The organism is Nonomuraea sp. NPDC050643, assembly GCF_040654715.1.
Classification (GTDB): Bacteria; Actinomycetota; Actinomycetes; order Streptosporangiales; family Streptosporangiaceae; genus Nonomuraea.
Window position 1 is genome coordinate 38,261 of sequence record NZ_JBFAIM010000024.1, and the last position, 14,838, is coordinate 53,098.

14 protein-coding genes are annotated in these 14,838 nt (G+C 70.0%); 8 read left to right on the forward strand and 6 right to left on the reverse strand.

All coding sequences use genetic code 11. The features are described 5' to 3' along the window. Positions 1-43: 43 nt before the first annotated feature. The 5 genes from AB0I15_RS30185 to AB0I15_RS30205 are packed head-to-tail and all read right to left on the reverse strand — an operon-like array spanning position 44 to position 8,820. Positions 44-4,054: an Ig-like domain-containing protein gene (locus AB0I15_RS30185; RefSeq protein ID WP_358102472.1), complete on the reverse strand. Its 4,011-nt coding sequence runs from the start codon at positions 4,052-4,054 to the stop codon at positions 44-46. A 9-nt stretch (positions 4,055-4,063) separates the two neighbouring features. Then, positions 4,064-5,893 carry a beta-L-arabinofuranosidase domain-containing protein gene (locus AB0I15_RS30190; RefSeq protein WP_358102474.1) on the reverse strand — a complete coding sequence of 610 codons (1,830 nt, stop codon included), beginning with the start codon at positions 5,891-5,893 and terminating at the stop codon, positions 4,064-4,066. After that, the gene (locus tag AB0I15_RS30195) at positions 5,886-6,650 is read right to left on the reverse strand and encodes a carbohydrate ABC transporter permease (RefSeq protein WP_358102476.1); all 765 of its coding nucleotides are present in this window, start codon (positions 6,648-6,650) and stop codon (positions 5,886-5,888) included. The genes AB0I15_RS30190 and AB0I15_RS30195 overlap by 8 nt, the downstream gene beginning before the upstream one ends. Beyond that, complete coding sequence (locus AB0I15_RS30200) at positions 6,647-7,543, reverse strand: sugar ABC transporter permease (RefSeq protein WP_358102478.1); 897 nt, start codon at positions 7,541-7,543, stop codon at positions 6,647-6,649. The genes AB0I15_RS30195 and AB0I15_RS30200 overlap by 4 nt, the downstream gene beginning before the upstream one ends. 5 nt (positions 7,544-7,548) lie before the next feature. Beyond that, positions 7,549-8,820 (reverse strand): sugar ABC transporter substrate-binding protein, encoded by a 1,272-nt coding sequence (locus AB0I15_RS30205; RefSeq protein ID WP_358102480.1) that lies wholly within the window; start codon positions 8,818-8,820, stop codon positions 7,549-7,551. Between the two features lie 111 nt (positions 8,821-8,931). On the opposite strand from AB0I15_RS30205, the gene AB0I15_RS30210 reads away from it, so the two are divergent. From AB0I15_RS30210 to AB0I15_RS30245, 8 genes are all read left to right on the forward strand, one after another. Next, complete coding sequence (locus AB0I15_RS30210) at positions 8,932-9,945, forward strand: LacI family DNA-binding transcriptional regulator (RefSeq protein ID WP_358102482.1); 1,014 nt, start codon at positions 8,932-8,934, stop codon at positions 9,943-9,945. Positions 9,946-9,993: 48 nt separating this feature from the next. Further along, positions 9,994-10,263, forward strand: a complete 270-nt coding sequence (locus tag AB0I15_RS30215) for a sulfurtransferase TusA family protein (protein ID WP_358102484.1) — start codon at positions 9,994-9,996, stop codon at positions 10,261-10,263. Positions 10,264-10,352: 89 nt separating this feature from the next. Next, a complete protein-coding gene (locus tag AB0I15_RS30220; protein WP_358102486.1) occupies positions 10,353-11,369 on the forward strand; it encodes a LacI family DNA-binding transcriptional regulator in 1,017 nt (338 codons plus the stop codon). A 520-nt stretch (positions 11,370-11,889) separates the two neighbouring features. After that, complete coding sequence (locus tag AB0I15_RS30225; protein WP_358102488.1) at positions 11,890-12,684, forward strand: alpha/beta hydrolase; 795 nt, start codon at positions 11,890-11,892, stop codon at positions 12,682-12,684. After that, positions 12,681-13,127, forward strand: coding sequence for a YdeI/OmpD-associated family protein (locus AB0I15_RS30230; RefSeq protein WP_358102490.1), 447 nt, complete (start codon positions 12,681-12,683; stop codon positions 13,125-13,127). The genes AB0I15_RS30225 and AB0I15_RS30230 overlap by 4 nt, the downstream gene beginning before the upstream one ends. A 106-nt stretch (positions 13,128-13,233) precedes the next feature. Beyond that, positions 13,234-13,566: a DUF3140 domain-containing protein gene (locus AB0I15_RS30235; RefSeq protein WP_358102492.1), complete on the forward strand. Its 333-nt coding sequence runs from the start codon at positions 13,234-13,236 to the stop codon at positions 13,564-13,566. A gap of 3 nt (positions 13,567-13,569) precedes the next feature. Next, positions 13,570-13,920: a nuclear transport factor 2 family protein gene (locus AB0I15_RS30240; protein ID WP_358102494.1), complete on the forward strand. Its 351-nt coding sequence runs from the start codon at positions 13,570-13,572 to the stop codon at positions 13,918-13,920. 37 nt (positions 13,921-13,957) lie between these two features. Continuing rightward, entirely contained in the window at positions 13,958-14,170 is a 213-nt protein-coding gene (locus AB0I15_RS30245) for a hypothetical protein (protein ID WP_358102496.1), read from the forward strand. A 32-nt stretch (positions 14,171-14,202) separates the two neighbouring features. On the opposite strand, the gene AB0I15_RS30250 is transcribed toward AB0I15_RS30245, so the two are convergent. Then, positions 14,203-14,802: a TetR/AcrR family transcriptional regulator gene (locus AB0I15_RS30250; RefSeq protein ID WP_358102498.1), complete on the reverse strand. Its 600-nt coding sequence runs from the start codon at positions 14,800-14,802 to the stop codon at positions 14,203-14,205. Positions 14,803-14,838: the final 36 nt, after the last annotated feature.

Genomic DNA, 14,838 nt, shown 5'->3' on the forward strand with positions numbered 1-14,838 from the left:
CCTGTCCTGACCCCGCTCACGCGAGGTCAGGACAGGATAGGCGCTACTGGACGGTGACCGTGGCCTCCGCCGCGACGGTCGTGCCCGCCACCTGACCGGCCACGGTGAACGTGCCCGGCTGGGCGTACCGCGCAGGATCGACGGCCTCCCAGGTGACGGCCACCGAGCTGTCCCTCGACCCGTCGTTGTACGTCGCCACCACGGTCCTGGGCAGCGACGGCGCCACCCCGGCCCGGGTCGTGACGGCCTCCTCGGCGATCGAGGTGATCGTCACCGCCGACGTCGTGCGGACGTACACGGTGGCCTGGGCGGGCCGGCGCAGGCCCTCGGCGATGCCGGCGACGGTGAAGCTGGTGCCGCCGGTCCTGACCTGCTCGGGCGTCACCTGCTGCCAGGTGACGGCGGCCTGGCCGCGGGCGCCGTCCGCGTACAGGGTCTCGACCGTGGCGGGCAGCGCCGGCAGCGTGCCGGCCAGGGTGGGGACGTGGACCGGGCGCGCCGAGTCCGGCGGGACCGCGTACACCTTCCACTCCAGCAGCCCGACCGACGCCCCGCCGGACTCGAGCCGCACGCGCAGCCGCGAGGTCGTGACCGTGTCGAACGAGACGGCGTTGTAGGCGTCGAGCGCCTTCGGGTAGGAGGCGGCGCCGGTGACGTCCTCGAAGGAGTCGCCGTCCCACTGCTGGATCTTCCACGAGGCCGGCACGCGCACGCCGCCGTTGTCGTCGAAGAAGTACACCTCGGCCTTGTTCACCCGCACGGGCTCGGGCCATTCGAGCTGGACCCATTGCGTGCCCTGCTGCGGCCAGGTGCCCCAGCGCGGGTTGGCGCCGTCGTTGGAGCGCGGCGGGTCGATGCCGTCGTTGATCGCCGCGACCCGCTCCCACGGCGAGGTGTAGGAGGCGGTGGGCGTGGCCTTGGGCGCCACGTTCACCTGCTCGGCCTGGCTCGTGGCGGTCACGGCCACGGTCGCCGAGGTGCTCTTCGCGCCGTCGGAGGCGGTCAGCCGCAGCTTGTACGCCCCCGGCTCCGAGAACGCCACCACCGTCGTCGTGCCGGTCGGCTCGGTGAAGAACGCCTCACCGGGCCCCTCCACCTTGGACCACTGCGTGGTGAGCCCGCCCTTCGGCAGGCCGTCGTCCTTGACCACGGCCTCGATCCTGGCCTGCCCCGGGCGGCTGAAGACGGCGTCGGGCACCGCCAGCACGTACGGGGCCCGGTTGGCGACCGAGCCGGCGTCCGCGCCCGTCCGGTGGACCTGGACCTCCTTGACACCCGTGGCGTGTCCGGGCCGGTGGGTGACCAGGACGCGCAACTTCCGCGCGGTGACGGACGGGAAGCGGACCTCGTTGAGGTTCGCCCTCGGATAGACCGGCTTCCCGGCCTGGCGCGGCACGTCCTTCCAGACGCCGCCGTCCTGGTACTGCACCGAGTAGAAGGCCGGCTCGCTGTGGGCCTTGCGGTCGTTGAAGAAGTACAGCCTGACCCGGTCCACCCGCTGGGCCGAGCCGAGGTCCACCTCCAGCCAGTCTTGGGCCTGGCCCGAGTCCTTGCTGCTCCAGTGGGGTTCGTTGATCGTGAAACCGTCCACCGCCCCGGCCGGGTCGCCGTGGGAGGCGGTGGCGGACCTGACCAGGTTCTGGCGGGTGCTGCGCAGATCCACCCCGGCCTTCTGGAACAGGTCCTCGATCCGGTCGCCGCCCAGCTCGACCTGGACGGGGGCCTTCATCGACGACGCCTTCTCGGTGTGCACGACCGTGCCCTTTTCTTGGGGGCCACCCTCGACCTTGCCCGTCTTCGGGTCCCACACGGCGTGCTCGAGGCCGGACAGGGTGACCTTGCGTCTCCCGTCGACGATGATCGAGTAGCCCTCGGGGACCCCGGCGTAGTGCCTGGTGCCGTCGCCCGGCTTGTCCCAGACGATGCTCAGGTCGGCGCCCCGGTAGTTGATCCCGTTGACCGTGAAGTGGTCCCAGCCGATGTCCACCGGCCACAGCTCGACCTTGCCGTCGGAGCGCGGGCGCAGGCCCATGACGTCCTCGATCACGGTCCAGTTGCTGCTGCCCAGGATCGTGTGGTGGATCCAGGAGCGGTAGTCGATGGTCTTGGTGGCGGGGTTCCAGTTGGCCCAGAACTCGTTGGCGTCGGGGTAGCGGGTGTCGCCGCCGACGTACTGGGACCAGGCGTTCCAGTACAGGAGCTGCTTGTACTGCTCGGCCGTGATGTACGGCGTCGCGTACTGCCGCATCGCCTTGCTGAACAGCGCGAAGTTCCGGGTCGAGTTGATCTGCGAGAAGTTGTTGGACCCCGGGTTACCGGCGGCGGCCGCCTCGGCCTTGTCCTTCTGGTTGGCCGTGTACGCCGGGAAGATCGGATATTCGGCCGGGTCGGCCCACAACCGCAACGCCTCACGATATTTCGGGTCATCGGTCGGCACGAGCCCCGTCGCGTACGGGATGTAGTTGTTGGACTCCTTCCACGGGATCAGGTTGCCCGTCTGCAGGTCGCGGTGCTTGAACAGCTTGTTCTGCTCGTCCCAGAGCAGGGTGAGGATGCCGTTCCTGACCTTGTCGGCCACGCCGCGCATCTCGGTGGCCTTGCCCCCGTCGCCCGCCAGCTCGTACGCCTGCGCCGCCGCCATCGCGTTGGCGTACACGTACGCGCCTTCGAGCCGCTCGTTGGCCCGGTCGTAGTAGTGGAACGACACCGCGTCGGCGTCGTTGCCGGTCATGGCCTCCCAGTCGTACTCGATGACGCCGTTGTCGTTGGAGTCGTACGCGGCGAGCTGCCCGTAGACGTCCTTCTCGGCGTAGCGGGCCAGGTTGCGCAGGATCGACGGCTGCCCGCCGTGGATCTGGTAGCTCTCCAAAGCCGCGGCCGAGATGTACTGCGTGTAGCTGTTCGACCAGTTCTCGGGGTCGCCCGGGTTGTCGGTGTACTTGGAGTTGCGGGACACCTCGCCCGCCGACACCCACGGCCCGTACGAGTAGATCGGGTTGCGCAGGTACTTCAGGTCCTGCACGAACATGGGCACGGTCAGCACGATCGCGTTGTTGTAGCCCAGCGCGCCCTCCACCGACGTCGGGAACTGGAAGTCGTTCCCGGGGATGTCGGCGTCGAGGAAGTTGAAGCGCATCAGCCACCAGCGGTAGTAGACGAACTTCTTGATGTTCTCGTCGGGCACGTCGATGTAGGGCACGTTCGCGGCCCACCAGGAGTTGTAGTCCTGGAGCTGGTGGCGCAGCGCCTGCTGGGGCGAGCGGCCCTTGTAGCCGTCGTACTCGGCCCGCGACTCCGGCAACTCCTCGGTGACGAAGCCCATCTGCACCTTGGTCCGCACGGTCCGGCCGGGCTCGACCGTCACCGAGCCCTTCAGCGTGCCCTCGGAGACCTTCAGCCCGTCGCCGCTGAGCCTGGGGAGGATCGCGGTCAGCTTGTTCCTGGCCCACACGGTGCCGGTCAGCTCGCGGTCGCCGTCGGCCGCCTTGGTGTAGGGCGAGGTCACGGTGATGGGCACGGCGCGAGCGGCCGTACCGGTGTTGGTGATCTCCAGGGTGGTCACGGCGACGTTCTGGTGCGTGATGAACTTCTTCACCCCGACCGCGAGGCCGTCGCCCGCGTAGTGGCCGCTCCAGTGGCTGGGCATCTGCAGCCGCCTGGGCACGTCCTCGGTGAGCGTGCTCCCGAGCGAGATCTCGTACGCGTCCCGGTTGTCGATGCTCTCCCAGTACGCGGCGAACCCGCCGAACCCGAGCTTGCGCGGATCGTGCTCCTTCATGAACAGCGCCCGCCCGCGCGACATCAACCACGTCCCCGCCGGATCGGCGCCCGGCCGGGCCAGCATGCGGTCGATCCAGTACGAGTCGCCGCCCTTCTCCTTCCGGTAGATCTCCTCCATCATCCTGCGCGGGTGGTAGCCCACCGGCTCGGCGGGCACCGGGTCGGCGCCGGTGAACACCGGCAGGCCGAGGTCGTCCTGAGCCGCACGGGCCGGGGCCGTGCCAAGTGAGGCTGTGAGCGCTAACAGGGCCAAGCACACCAGGGGTCTACGCACGTGCATCTCCTAGATCGGTAGCCAGACACGCATGGTGGCGGGGCCGCGGTTGCCCCACCGGTGGTACGGCACCAGCCGCAGCCGGACGTCCGCGCCACCCCCGTGCGCGTCCTCGACCCCGTACGGCCAGCCGCCGTTGTCACCGGCGCCGAGCACCGCGGTCACCTCCAGCTCCACCACCCCGTCCACCGCGCGCTCCACCGGCGGATCGACGCGCGTCGTCAGGTCGCCGAGCGGCGGCTCGTCGGCCACCGACTCCGCGCAGTAGACGAGCGGTCCCCGCTCCACCGCCGCGCTCCCCCGCAGCGCGTCGATCCGCCGGTCCGGGAAGGTCCATCTCGGCCGCATCGGCAGCTCCAGCCGAAGCTCGTCGCCGGCCCGCCAAGGACCGTCCACGTGGGCGTAGCCCGGGCTCACCGGCCGGATGACGGGGCCGTCGGGCAGCGGCGCGTCCGGCGACGAGACCGGGACGTGCGCGAGCGTCGCGTCCGAGGCCCAGGCCGGCACGCGCAGGCCGATGCGCCCCTCGCCGTCCGCCAGCACCCGCACGCTCACCGAGCCGGTCCACGGGTAACCGGTCTCCACCCGCACCGCCAGCCCGCCGTGGCGGATCTCCGACGGCGTGAGGTGGTGGATGAGGATCCCGTCGCCGGAGGCCGCGGCCACGTAGGCGGGCAGCGAGGCCAGCGTCCTGGCGATGTTGTTCGGGCAGCACGACACGTCGAACCAGGGCGAGCGCAGCCCGCCCTCGGCGGCGTGGTTGACCCCCTCCAGCGGCACCGCGGGCACCCGTACCTGCAGGGGGTTGGCGTAGAAGAACGAGCGGCCGTCCAGCGCGGCCCCGGTGGCGAGCATGTTGTACAGGGTGCGCTCGGTCAGGTCGGCGTAGCGCGCGTCGCCGGTGGCCAGCAGCAGCCGGTGCGCCAGCATGATGGAGGCGATGCCGGCGCAGGTCTCGTTGTAGGCCCGGTCCGGGGGCAGCTCGTAGTCCTCACCGTACGACTCGTCGGCATGCCTCGAGCCCATGCCGCCGGTCAGGTGGGTACGCCGGGCCACCGTGCGCTCCCACTGGGACTCGATCGCCTTCAGCAGCTCCTGGTCCTCGGTCTCGACCGCCACGTCCACCACGCCGGAGGCCAGGTAGAGCGCGCGCACGGCGTGCCCGCGGAACACCTGCGCCTGCCTGACCGGCAGGTCGTCCTGGTAGTAGGCGCGACCGAAGGGGATCTCGGCGAGCGCGGGCAGCCCCCGCCGCTCGACGAAGCGGCGGGCCATCTCCAGGTAGCGCTCGGCGCGGGTGACGCGGTAGAGCTCGACCAGCGCCATCTCGATCACAGGGTGGCCGCAGGTCTGGGTGCCCTCCATGAACCGGCGGCACACGTGGTCGGCGGCCCTGATCGCGACCTCGGTGAGCCGGTCCTCGCCGTGCATGCGCAGCCGGGCGACCCCGGCCTGGATGAGGTGGCCGTAGCAGTAGAGCTCGTGCCCCCACTCGAAGTCGGTGTAGCGGCTGCCGGACCAGCGGGTGTTGATGTAGCCGTCGCCCTCCTGAGCCTGGGCGACGGTCTCGGCGAGCGCGGGCAGTTCGGGGTGATCGGCCCAGGCCATGGCCTCGAGCAGCTTGTAGATCTCGGAGTCGCTGAACTCCCGCCCCCTGCGGGGCCGCTCGCCGCGGAAGTTGCCGATCCAGCCTTCTCGCTCCTCCCATTCCTGGCAGTGGGCGATGGTGACCTCGCGGTTCAGCGCCGCCCGATCGCCCCAGAAACCGGGCGACAGCCGTACCGCGTCTAGGCCGAGGGGGGACAGGACGCCCGATGAGGGCAGGACAGGATTAGCCACGCAGAGCTCCTGACATGAATCCGCGCACGTAGTGGCGCTGCAGCACGATGAAGAGGATGAGACAGGGGATGGCCATGACCATGACGCCGGCCTGGAGCATGCCGTAGTCGATCGCGCCGAACGTGTGCTGCGTCATGCTGACCACGGCCACCGGCAGCGTGAACGACGAGCCGTCGTTGAGCAGGATGAGCGGCGCGAAGAAGTCGTTCCACGAGGCGAGGAAGGCGAACAGGCCGACGGTGATCAGCGCGGGCCGCACGGCGTGCAGCAGGATCCGGGAGAACGCCCTGAACGTGCCGCAGCCGTCCACCAGCGCCGCCTCCTCCAGTTCGCGCGGCACCGCCTCGAACGCGTTGCGCATCATGAACAGTGCGAACGGAAGCTGGAACATCACGAACACGAGCGACAGCCCGACCAGCGAGTTCTGCAGGCCGATGTAGCCGAGCAGCACGTAGAGCGGGATCAGGATCGTCGCGTACGGCACCATGAGGATCGCCAGCGTGGCCAGGAACAGCAGGTTCTTGCCCGGGAAGTCGAAGCGGGCGAACCCGTAGCCGCCGAGCGCCGAGACGACCAGCGTGCCGCCCACGGTCATCGCCGACACCAGCACGCTGTTGGTGGCGTACGTGCCGACGCCCTCGCCGAACCGAGCCATCTCCAGGTAGTTGGACGGCTCCTCCAGCGAGGCGTAGCCGCTCCACACCAGCGGGAACAGGAACAGCACCGCCAGTGCGGACAGCGTCAGATAGCGGCTCATCGCAGCCTCCGCATCATGAGCGTGTTCAGGCCGACGAGGGCCGCCAGCAGCACGACCGACAACGCCGCCGCGCCGCCGAGGTCGAAGCGGAAGAACGCGTCCCGGTAGACGACCATGACCATCGAGACCGTGCTGTTGTCCGGGCCGCCGTTGGTGAAGACGAAGAACTGGTCGAAGGCCAGCAGCGAGCCCGTGACGCTGAGGATCAGCATCAGCGCCAGCGTCGGGCGCAGCAGCGGCAGCGTGATCTTGGTGAAGATCTGCCACCGGTTGGCTCCGTCGCTCCTGGCGGCCTCGTACACCTCGGTCGGGATCGCCTGCAGGCCGGTCAGCAGGATGAGCATGTTGAACCCGGCGAAGCGCCACAGCACCAGCGTGATCGTGGAGAACAGCGCCATGTTCGGCGTGCCGATCCACTTGACCGGCTCGCTGGTGATGCCCAGCGCCCGCAGCATCGGGTCGATCGGGCCGAAGTCGTTGTTCAGCATGCCGTAGAACAGCAGCCCGGCGGCGGCGAAGCCGACGGCCCCCGGCAGGAAGAACGCGGTCCTGAAGAAGGCGATGCCCGGCCTGCGCTCCTGCACGAGCAGGGCCAGGCCGAGCGCGACGCCCGACAGCAGGACGGTGGTGATGGCCGTGTACTTGAGCGTGAAGAAGACCGCGTCGACGAAGAGCGGATTGTCGGCGATCTTCAGGTAGTTGGCCGGGGCGTTGAACGTGGCCTGGCCGAGCAGGGGCCAGCGGTTGAGCGACATCCACACGACCAGCACCAGGGGCGCGATGAACAGCACGCCCACGATGACGGCCGTCGGGGCGGCGTAGAGCCACCCCTGGACCTTCCTGCTCCCCCACCGGGCGGACGGTGCCGCTCTCCGCCCGGTTCTCGTCAGCATCAGGGTCATTGCTGCAAGGACTTCGTGACTTCGCCGTTGAGCGTGGCCACCTTCCCCGCGTCACCGAACACGGCCTCGCGGGCCAGCCGCAGCCACGGCCCCTGCGGGTCGTTGAAGGTCTGGCCGAAGCGCAGCGCGAACGGGGTCTGCCCCTTGGCCACCAGCGAGTTGATCAGCACGACGCGCGGGTCCTCCGAGGAGTACTTGTTGCTGGACAGGTCGGTACGCGCGAGCACGTCCTTGTTCTTGGCCATGACCTCGACCTGGGCGTCGTCGGAGACCGTCCAGGACAGGAACTCCCAGGCCGCGTCCGCGTTCTTGCTCGTGGCCGAGATGCCCACGGAGTCGCCGCCCACGAACGTCGACTCGCCGCCGTCGGGACCGGCGATCGGGGTGACGCCGATCCTCATCTCCTTGGGCATGAGGCCGAGCGTGGTGGAGGGCATCGGCATGACGCCGATCTCACCCTTGGGGAAGAAGCCGGTCCACGTCGGGCCCTGCTCCTCCTTGGCGGTCGGGCCGGTGGCCTTCTTCTCGTACAGCTCGCGCCAGATCCTGAACACGTCCGTCATGGCGGCCTGGTCGTTGAGGGAGGTCGTGCCCTCGGGGTTCATGACCTGCGCGCCGGCGGCCCAGACCGAGGGCCAGAAGGTGAAGACGTAGCAGCCGCCGCAGTTGCCACCGAAGAACGTGCCGTGGACCTTGCCGTCCTTGCCGAGCTTCTCCTGGATCGTGGTGGCCTGCTGGGCGAACTCCTTCAGCGACTTCGGCCCCTGCTCGGGGTCGAGGCCGGCCTTCTCGTACAGGTCCTTGTTCCAGAACCAGACCGACAGGTCGAGGGTGTGCGGGAGCGTGTACTGCCGGTTGTCCAGCGTGCCCAGCTTCATGTGCGAGGGTGCGAGCTTGTCCTTGTACGGCAGGGCCGCGATCCTGTCGGTGACGTCCATGAACAGACCCTGGGAGGTGTAGTTCGGGACGAAGATGACGTCGGCCGCGAACACGTCGGGCAACTGCTTGGCGCCGGCCGCGGCGGCGATGCGGGGCTGATAGTTGTCGGTGGGGATGACGGTGAGCTTCACCTGGTTCTTGTGACTGCTGTTGTAGGCCTGCACCAGGCGCTCGCTCTGCGTCTGGGTGGCCGCTCGGGTCCACATGGTGATCGTCACGGGACCGTCCGCCGGCTGCGTCGCGCCGCCACCACCGCCGCCGCTGCCGCAGGCCGCCGCTGTGAGCGTTAACACACCGAGGAGGGAGATCCCGGCCAGCCTTCGTCTCATGATGTGCTCCTGGACTTAAAGGTTTTCGGAAACGTAGAAGAAACATGACCCCATGTCAATGGGTGCTATGGTGCTAAGCGGTTCACAATTCACCGAAAAGGGTTTCGAAGTATGGCGAGTAAGCGGGCGACCATCAACGATGTGGCCTCGCTGGCGGGGGTTTCGATCGCCACGGCGTCCAAGGCGCTCAACGGCCGCCAGGATGTGCGGGCGGCGACGCGCGAGCGGGTGCTCGCCGCCGCGGCGGAGCTGTCCTTCCAGCCGAACGCCCTGGCCAGGGGGCTGCTGTCCGGGCAGACGCGCACGGTGGGGCTGCTGACGTCCGACAGCGTCGGCAGGTTCGGCATCCCGGTGCTGCTGGGCGCGGAGGACGCGTTCGGCGCCGGGGAGATGGCCGTGCTGCTCTGCGACGCGCGGGGGGACGCGATCAGGGAGCAGCATCATCTGCGGGCGCTGCTGTCACGGCGGGTGGACGGGCTGATCGTGGTGGGCGAGAGCACCAACCCGCGGCCCTCGGTGAGCAAGGACCTGCCGGTCCCCGTCGTGTACGCGTACGGGCCGTCGGAGGACCCCGGCGACGTCTCGTTCGTGCCCGACGACGTCGGGGCGGCGGCGATGGCCGTCAACCACCTGCTGGCCCTGGGCCGGCGGCGGATCGCGCACATCACCGGGCCCACGCACTACAAGGCCGCCCGCGACCGCGAGGAGGGGTTCCGCCGGGCCCTCGAAGAGGCCGGGGCGGAGCAGACCGGGCAGACCATGTCCGGCGTGTGGTCGCAGCGCTGGGGGCGGCACGCGGCCGAGATGCTGCTGATGGCCGAGCCCGAGATCGACGCGGTGTTCTGCGGCAGCGACCAGATCGCGGCCGGCTTCGTGGAGGCGGCCAGGGAACGCGGGCGCCGGGTGCCCGACGACATCGCGGTGGTCGGCTACGACAACTGGGAGGTCCTGTCGACCGAGACCCGGCCCGCGCTGACGACCGTGGACATGAACCTGGAGCTTCTGGGCCGGACGGCCGCCCAGCACCTGTTCGCCGCCATCGACGGCAAGGCGACGCCAGGGGTGCACAAGATGCCGTGCCAGCTCGTGATCCGCGACTCGACCTCCCCGCCCGGCATCTCGTGACCCCCGCCACCGGCTCATCCAGGGCTCAGGGGATGATTTCCTGTACTCATGCCTGATCTCGTGGTGGACGGTGGCGACAAGCTCTGCGTGCAGCTCCTCATCGAGCTACGCGGGCATGTCCGCGAGGCCGGTCCCGGCGCCGTGATCCACCTGATCGCCTCCGACCCGGCCGCGCCCGTCGACCTGCCGGCGTGGTGCCACCTGACCGGGCACACCTACCTGGGGCCCGTCGAGGGCGCGGAGCGGGCGACGTACGCGCTGCGGGTGGCGGAGGCCGCCAAGGACACCGAGGCCGCCAAGCCCTGGCACGTGGCTTAAGCGGTTAACACCCTCACCGGATGGGCACCATGCCACTGGGCGCCGGTGGCCTACAGTATGAGGGGTTATCCGGTTCAGAGAGGGAGTCCGTGAAGCGACCGACGATCGCCGACATCGCCAGCCGGGCGGGAGTGTCCAAGGTGGCGGTCTCCTACGCGCTCAACGGGCAGCCGGGGGTGTCGGAGGCGACGCGGGCCAGGATCGTCGCCATCGCCGACGAGATCGGCTGGCGGCCCAACAGCGCGGCGCGGGCGCTCAACGGCGCCAGGGCCAACTGCGTCGGCCTCGCCCTCTGCCGGCCCGCGCGCGTCCTGGGCGTGGAGCCGTTCTTCATGGAGCTGATCAGCGGCATCGAGGGCGTGCTCGCCGACCGCTCCTACGCGCTGCTGCTCCAGGTCGTCGCCAGCCACCAGCAGGAGAGCGAGGTCTACCGGCACTGGTGGGGCGAGAGCCGCATCGACGGCGTGTTCCTCGTCGACCTGCACTACTCCGACTCCCGCGTGGCCGAGCTCGAGCGGCTCGGCATGCCGGTGGTGGTCATCGGCCATCCCTCGGAGTCGGGCTCGCTGTCGGCCATCTGGTCCGACGAACGCGTGGCCGTCCGCGAGACCGTCGGCTACCTGGTCGCGCTGGGCCACCGCCGCATCGCGCGGGTGGCCGGCATGCCGGAGCTGGTCCACACGACCGTGCGCGACCAGGCGTTCGCGCAGGCGTGCGAGGGCGTGGCAGAGCACGTCACCATGCACACCGACTACACCGGCGAGGAGGGCGCCCGCGCCACCAGGCGGCTGCTCAGCTCGGCCGACCGGCCGACCGCCATCGTCTATGACAACGACATCATGGCCGTGGCGGGGCTGTCGGTGGCGCAGGAGATGCGGGTGGAGGTGCCGCGCGACCTGTCGATCGTGGCCTGGGACGACTCCCCGCTGGCCCAGGTCGTCCGGCCGCCGCTGACCGCGCTCACCCGCGACATCCCCGCCTACGGCGCGCACGCGGCGCAGCGGCTGCTGGCGCTGATCGCGGGCGAGAGCGTGCCCCCCTACGAGGACCAGGCGGCCATCCTCACCCCCCGTGGCAGCACCGGCCCCGCCCACTCCGCCGCGTAGCCCTCCCCCGCGCTCCGGCTCCGCCGCGTAGCTCTCACCCGTCGATCCGCCCCAGGCCGCGCGGCCCTCACCTGTCGATCCCCCCGCCGCGCAGCCCGCTCCCCGCGATCCACCCCCGGCTGCGCGGCCTTTCCCCCGTCGATCCACCCCCGCCGCGCAGCCCTCTCCCCCTGGATCGGCCTCTCCCCCGCGATCGGCCTCGCCGCACGACGCCCTGCAGCCGCCGCGCGGCCCGCCGCCCAAGGCACGTGCCGCAGGCCGGGCGTGTGGCTGGCAGACCACTCGTCTCGCCCTGCGGCACGTGCCTTCCCCTCCTCGCGGCACGCCCCTCCTGGGAGCCGTCTCCGCGTCCCCCGCGCCGAGACGGCTCCGGATTGTCGGAGTACGCAGGGCACCGCCGGAGTACGCCCGTACCTAAACGAGACCTGAAGTACGACGAATCGTGACCTGACCATCTCGAAAAGCTTGACAAATTTTTTTGTCGGCAGCTACCTTGTTCACAGTGAAAACGGAGGTCACCATGAGCAACGTCAGTTCAGCCGACGGCACCCCCATCGCCTTCACCCGCACAGGCCAGGGCCCGGCGGTCATCCTCGTCGACGGGGCCCTCAGCCACCGCGCGCAGAGCATCAACGCCGACCTCGCCACGGCCCTGGCCGGGCACTTCACCGTCTACACCTACGACCGGCGCGGTCGCGGCGAGAGCGGCGACACCGCCCCCTACGCCCCCGAGCGCGAGGTCGAAGACCTGGCCGCGCTCGTCGAGGAGGCGGGCGGCTCCGTGCGGCTCTACGGCACGTCGTCGGGGGCGGCCGTCGCGCTGGCCGCCGTCGAGAGCGGGGTGCCGGTCGAGCGGCTGGCGCTCTACGAGCCGCCGTTCATCGTCGACGGCACCAGGCCGGCCATCCCCGACGACTACGTGCGGACGCTGGACGAGCTGGTGGCCGCCGACCGGCGCGCCGACGCGGTGCGCTACTTCATGCGCAGGGGCGTCGGGCTGCCGGGCGCGATGGTGGCCATGATGCGCTTCATGCCCGCCTGGCCCAAGCTCAAGGCGGTGGCGCACACGCTGCCGTACGACGTGGCGTTCGTGGCCCCCTACGAGCACGGCCGGCCCTACCCGGCCGCCGCCTGGGCCTCGGTCAAGGTGCCCACGCTCGTCATGGACGGCGGCAAGAGCCCGGCGTGGATCCGCAACGCGGCCAGGTCCCTGGCCGGCCTGCTGCCCACGGCCGAGCACCGCACGCTCGACGGCCAGACCCACATCGTCAAGGCCGCCGCGCTGGCGCCCGTACTGGAGGGGTTCTTCCGATGAGGTTCCGCACCACGATCGAGCTGGGCGGCAAGACCGCCACGGGCTTCGAGGTCCCCGCCGAGGTCGTCGAGAGCTTCGGCACCGGCAGGCGGCCCGCCGTGACCGTCACGATCAACTCCCACAGCTACCGCAGCACGGTGGCCACGATGGGCGGCCGGTTCATGCTGCCGCTCAGCGCCGAGAACCGGCAGGGCGCCGGGGTGGCGGCGGGCGACGAGGTCGAGGTGGAGCTCGCGCTCGACACCGCGCCCCGCGCGGCCGAGGTGCCGGACGACCTGGCCGAGGCGCTGGAGCGCGCGCCGGAGGCGAAGCGGTTCTTCGAGAGCCTGTCCTACTCGCGCAAGAGGCGTTACATCCTGCAGATCGAGGCCGCCAAGAAGCCGGAGACCCGGCAGCGCCGCGTGGCCGACACGGTCGCCAAGCTCGCCGACGGCGTGGCCTGAGCCCCGAACGGGGGGTGGCCCGAACTGCGGGACGGGCCGTGAGCCGTACTCCTCCGGCGGGTGCGGGAGGGTGCGTAACGCGAGGTCTGACGGGTAGTCGGCCGATATGACTGACGGTTTCGACACCGAAGACCTTGACATCGACAGGCTGTGGGAAGAGTTTCACCGCGTCGTCAACATGAACTCCGCGGAGCTGCGCTCCTTCCTGCTCACCGACGCCTCGGCGGAGGAGGGCTTCCCGCCCGACCCCGACATGGGCATCGACGAGCTGGGCCGGGGTGTGCTGCACGTGCTGAACAAGCGGAAGCACGATCTCACCAAGAGCGACGTCGAGGTGATGCGCCAGATCGTGGACTTCGTCGAGACCATGGGCGACAAGACGGATGACGACTCGCGGCACACGCTCATGCTCGTGGGTCACGATCCGCTGAAAGGATGAGTCATGGTCGAGCCACGCCCGTGGATCGACGGGTACGTCCGCGCGTGGAACACCAACGATCCCGACGACATCGCCGCCCTGTTCACCGAAGGCGCGGTCTACTACACCGAGCCCTACAGCTCACCGTGGCAGGGGCTCGACGAGATCGTCTCGCAGTGGCTGGGACGGGCCGACAAGCCTGGTGAAGCCCAGTTCGAGTGGCACCCGGTGAGTGTCACGGAAGACGTGAGCGTCATCCAGGGTGTGACCACGTATCCCGACAAAACGTACAGCAACCTCTGGGTGATACGGTTCGTTCCCGACGGGCGATGCCGGGAATTCACTGAATGGTGGATGCGGCACGATGCCAAATGATGCAATGGGCCGAGCCGTCTTCACCCGAGGAGATCCGTTGAGAGACAACCTCGACCTCGCCGCGAGCGCCCAGGAACTGGCCGACGCCGCCCCGACGGGATCGATCGATCGTGCCGCCGCCACGTCCGTGGCCATCACCCTGGCCACCACGCGCGACATCACCGACGCCAGAAAAACACTGGACGGGCTCTCTCCGGCCGAGGTTCGCCAGGCTGCCCTGGCCCTCTTCGACCGTCTCTCGGCAAGCTGACCCACCTGAGCCCGCCTGACGATCACGGCGGGTCAGGTCTCCAGACGGGCCCTCACGGCGTGGCGGGCACGAGTCGCGGCTCGGGGGTCGCGATGAAGCTGGATGGCGTGGTTCAGGGCCATGACCAGCCCCAGGAGTTCGAAGACGAGCTGGTCGGGATCCGTGCTGCCCGGAAGGTCGCCGGCGGCCACGGCACGCCCGGCCTCCTTGGTCAGCCGGGCCCGCCAGGTGTCGAACCTGGCCTCCACCGCGCCCCTCACCGGCCCCGGCCTGCCGTCGAACTCGTGTGCCGCCGCCACGAAGAAGCACCCGCCGGGGAAGACGCCGCGTTCGAGGTAGGAGATCCAGGCTTCACACAGCGCCCGCAGCCGCACCAGCCCGGGCGCGGCGGCCACGACGGGCTCCCACACCTCGGTACGGAAGATCTCCCCCGCCCGGTCGAGCACCGCGAGCTGAAGGGCTTCTTTGGAGCCGAAGTGCCCGAGGACGCCTGACTTGCTCATGCCCAGCTCGGTGGCGAGCCGGCCGATGGTGAGCCCTTCGAGCCCCTCCGCCGAGGCGATGGCGACCGAGCGGCCGAGGATGGCCGAACGGGTGCCGAGGGCGTCGGCGACGGACCTACGCGGGCTCATGCGAGCTTCTTCTTCCTGAGGGCAGCACTTGGACAG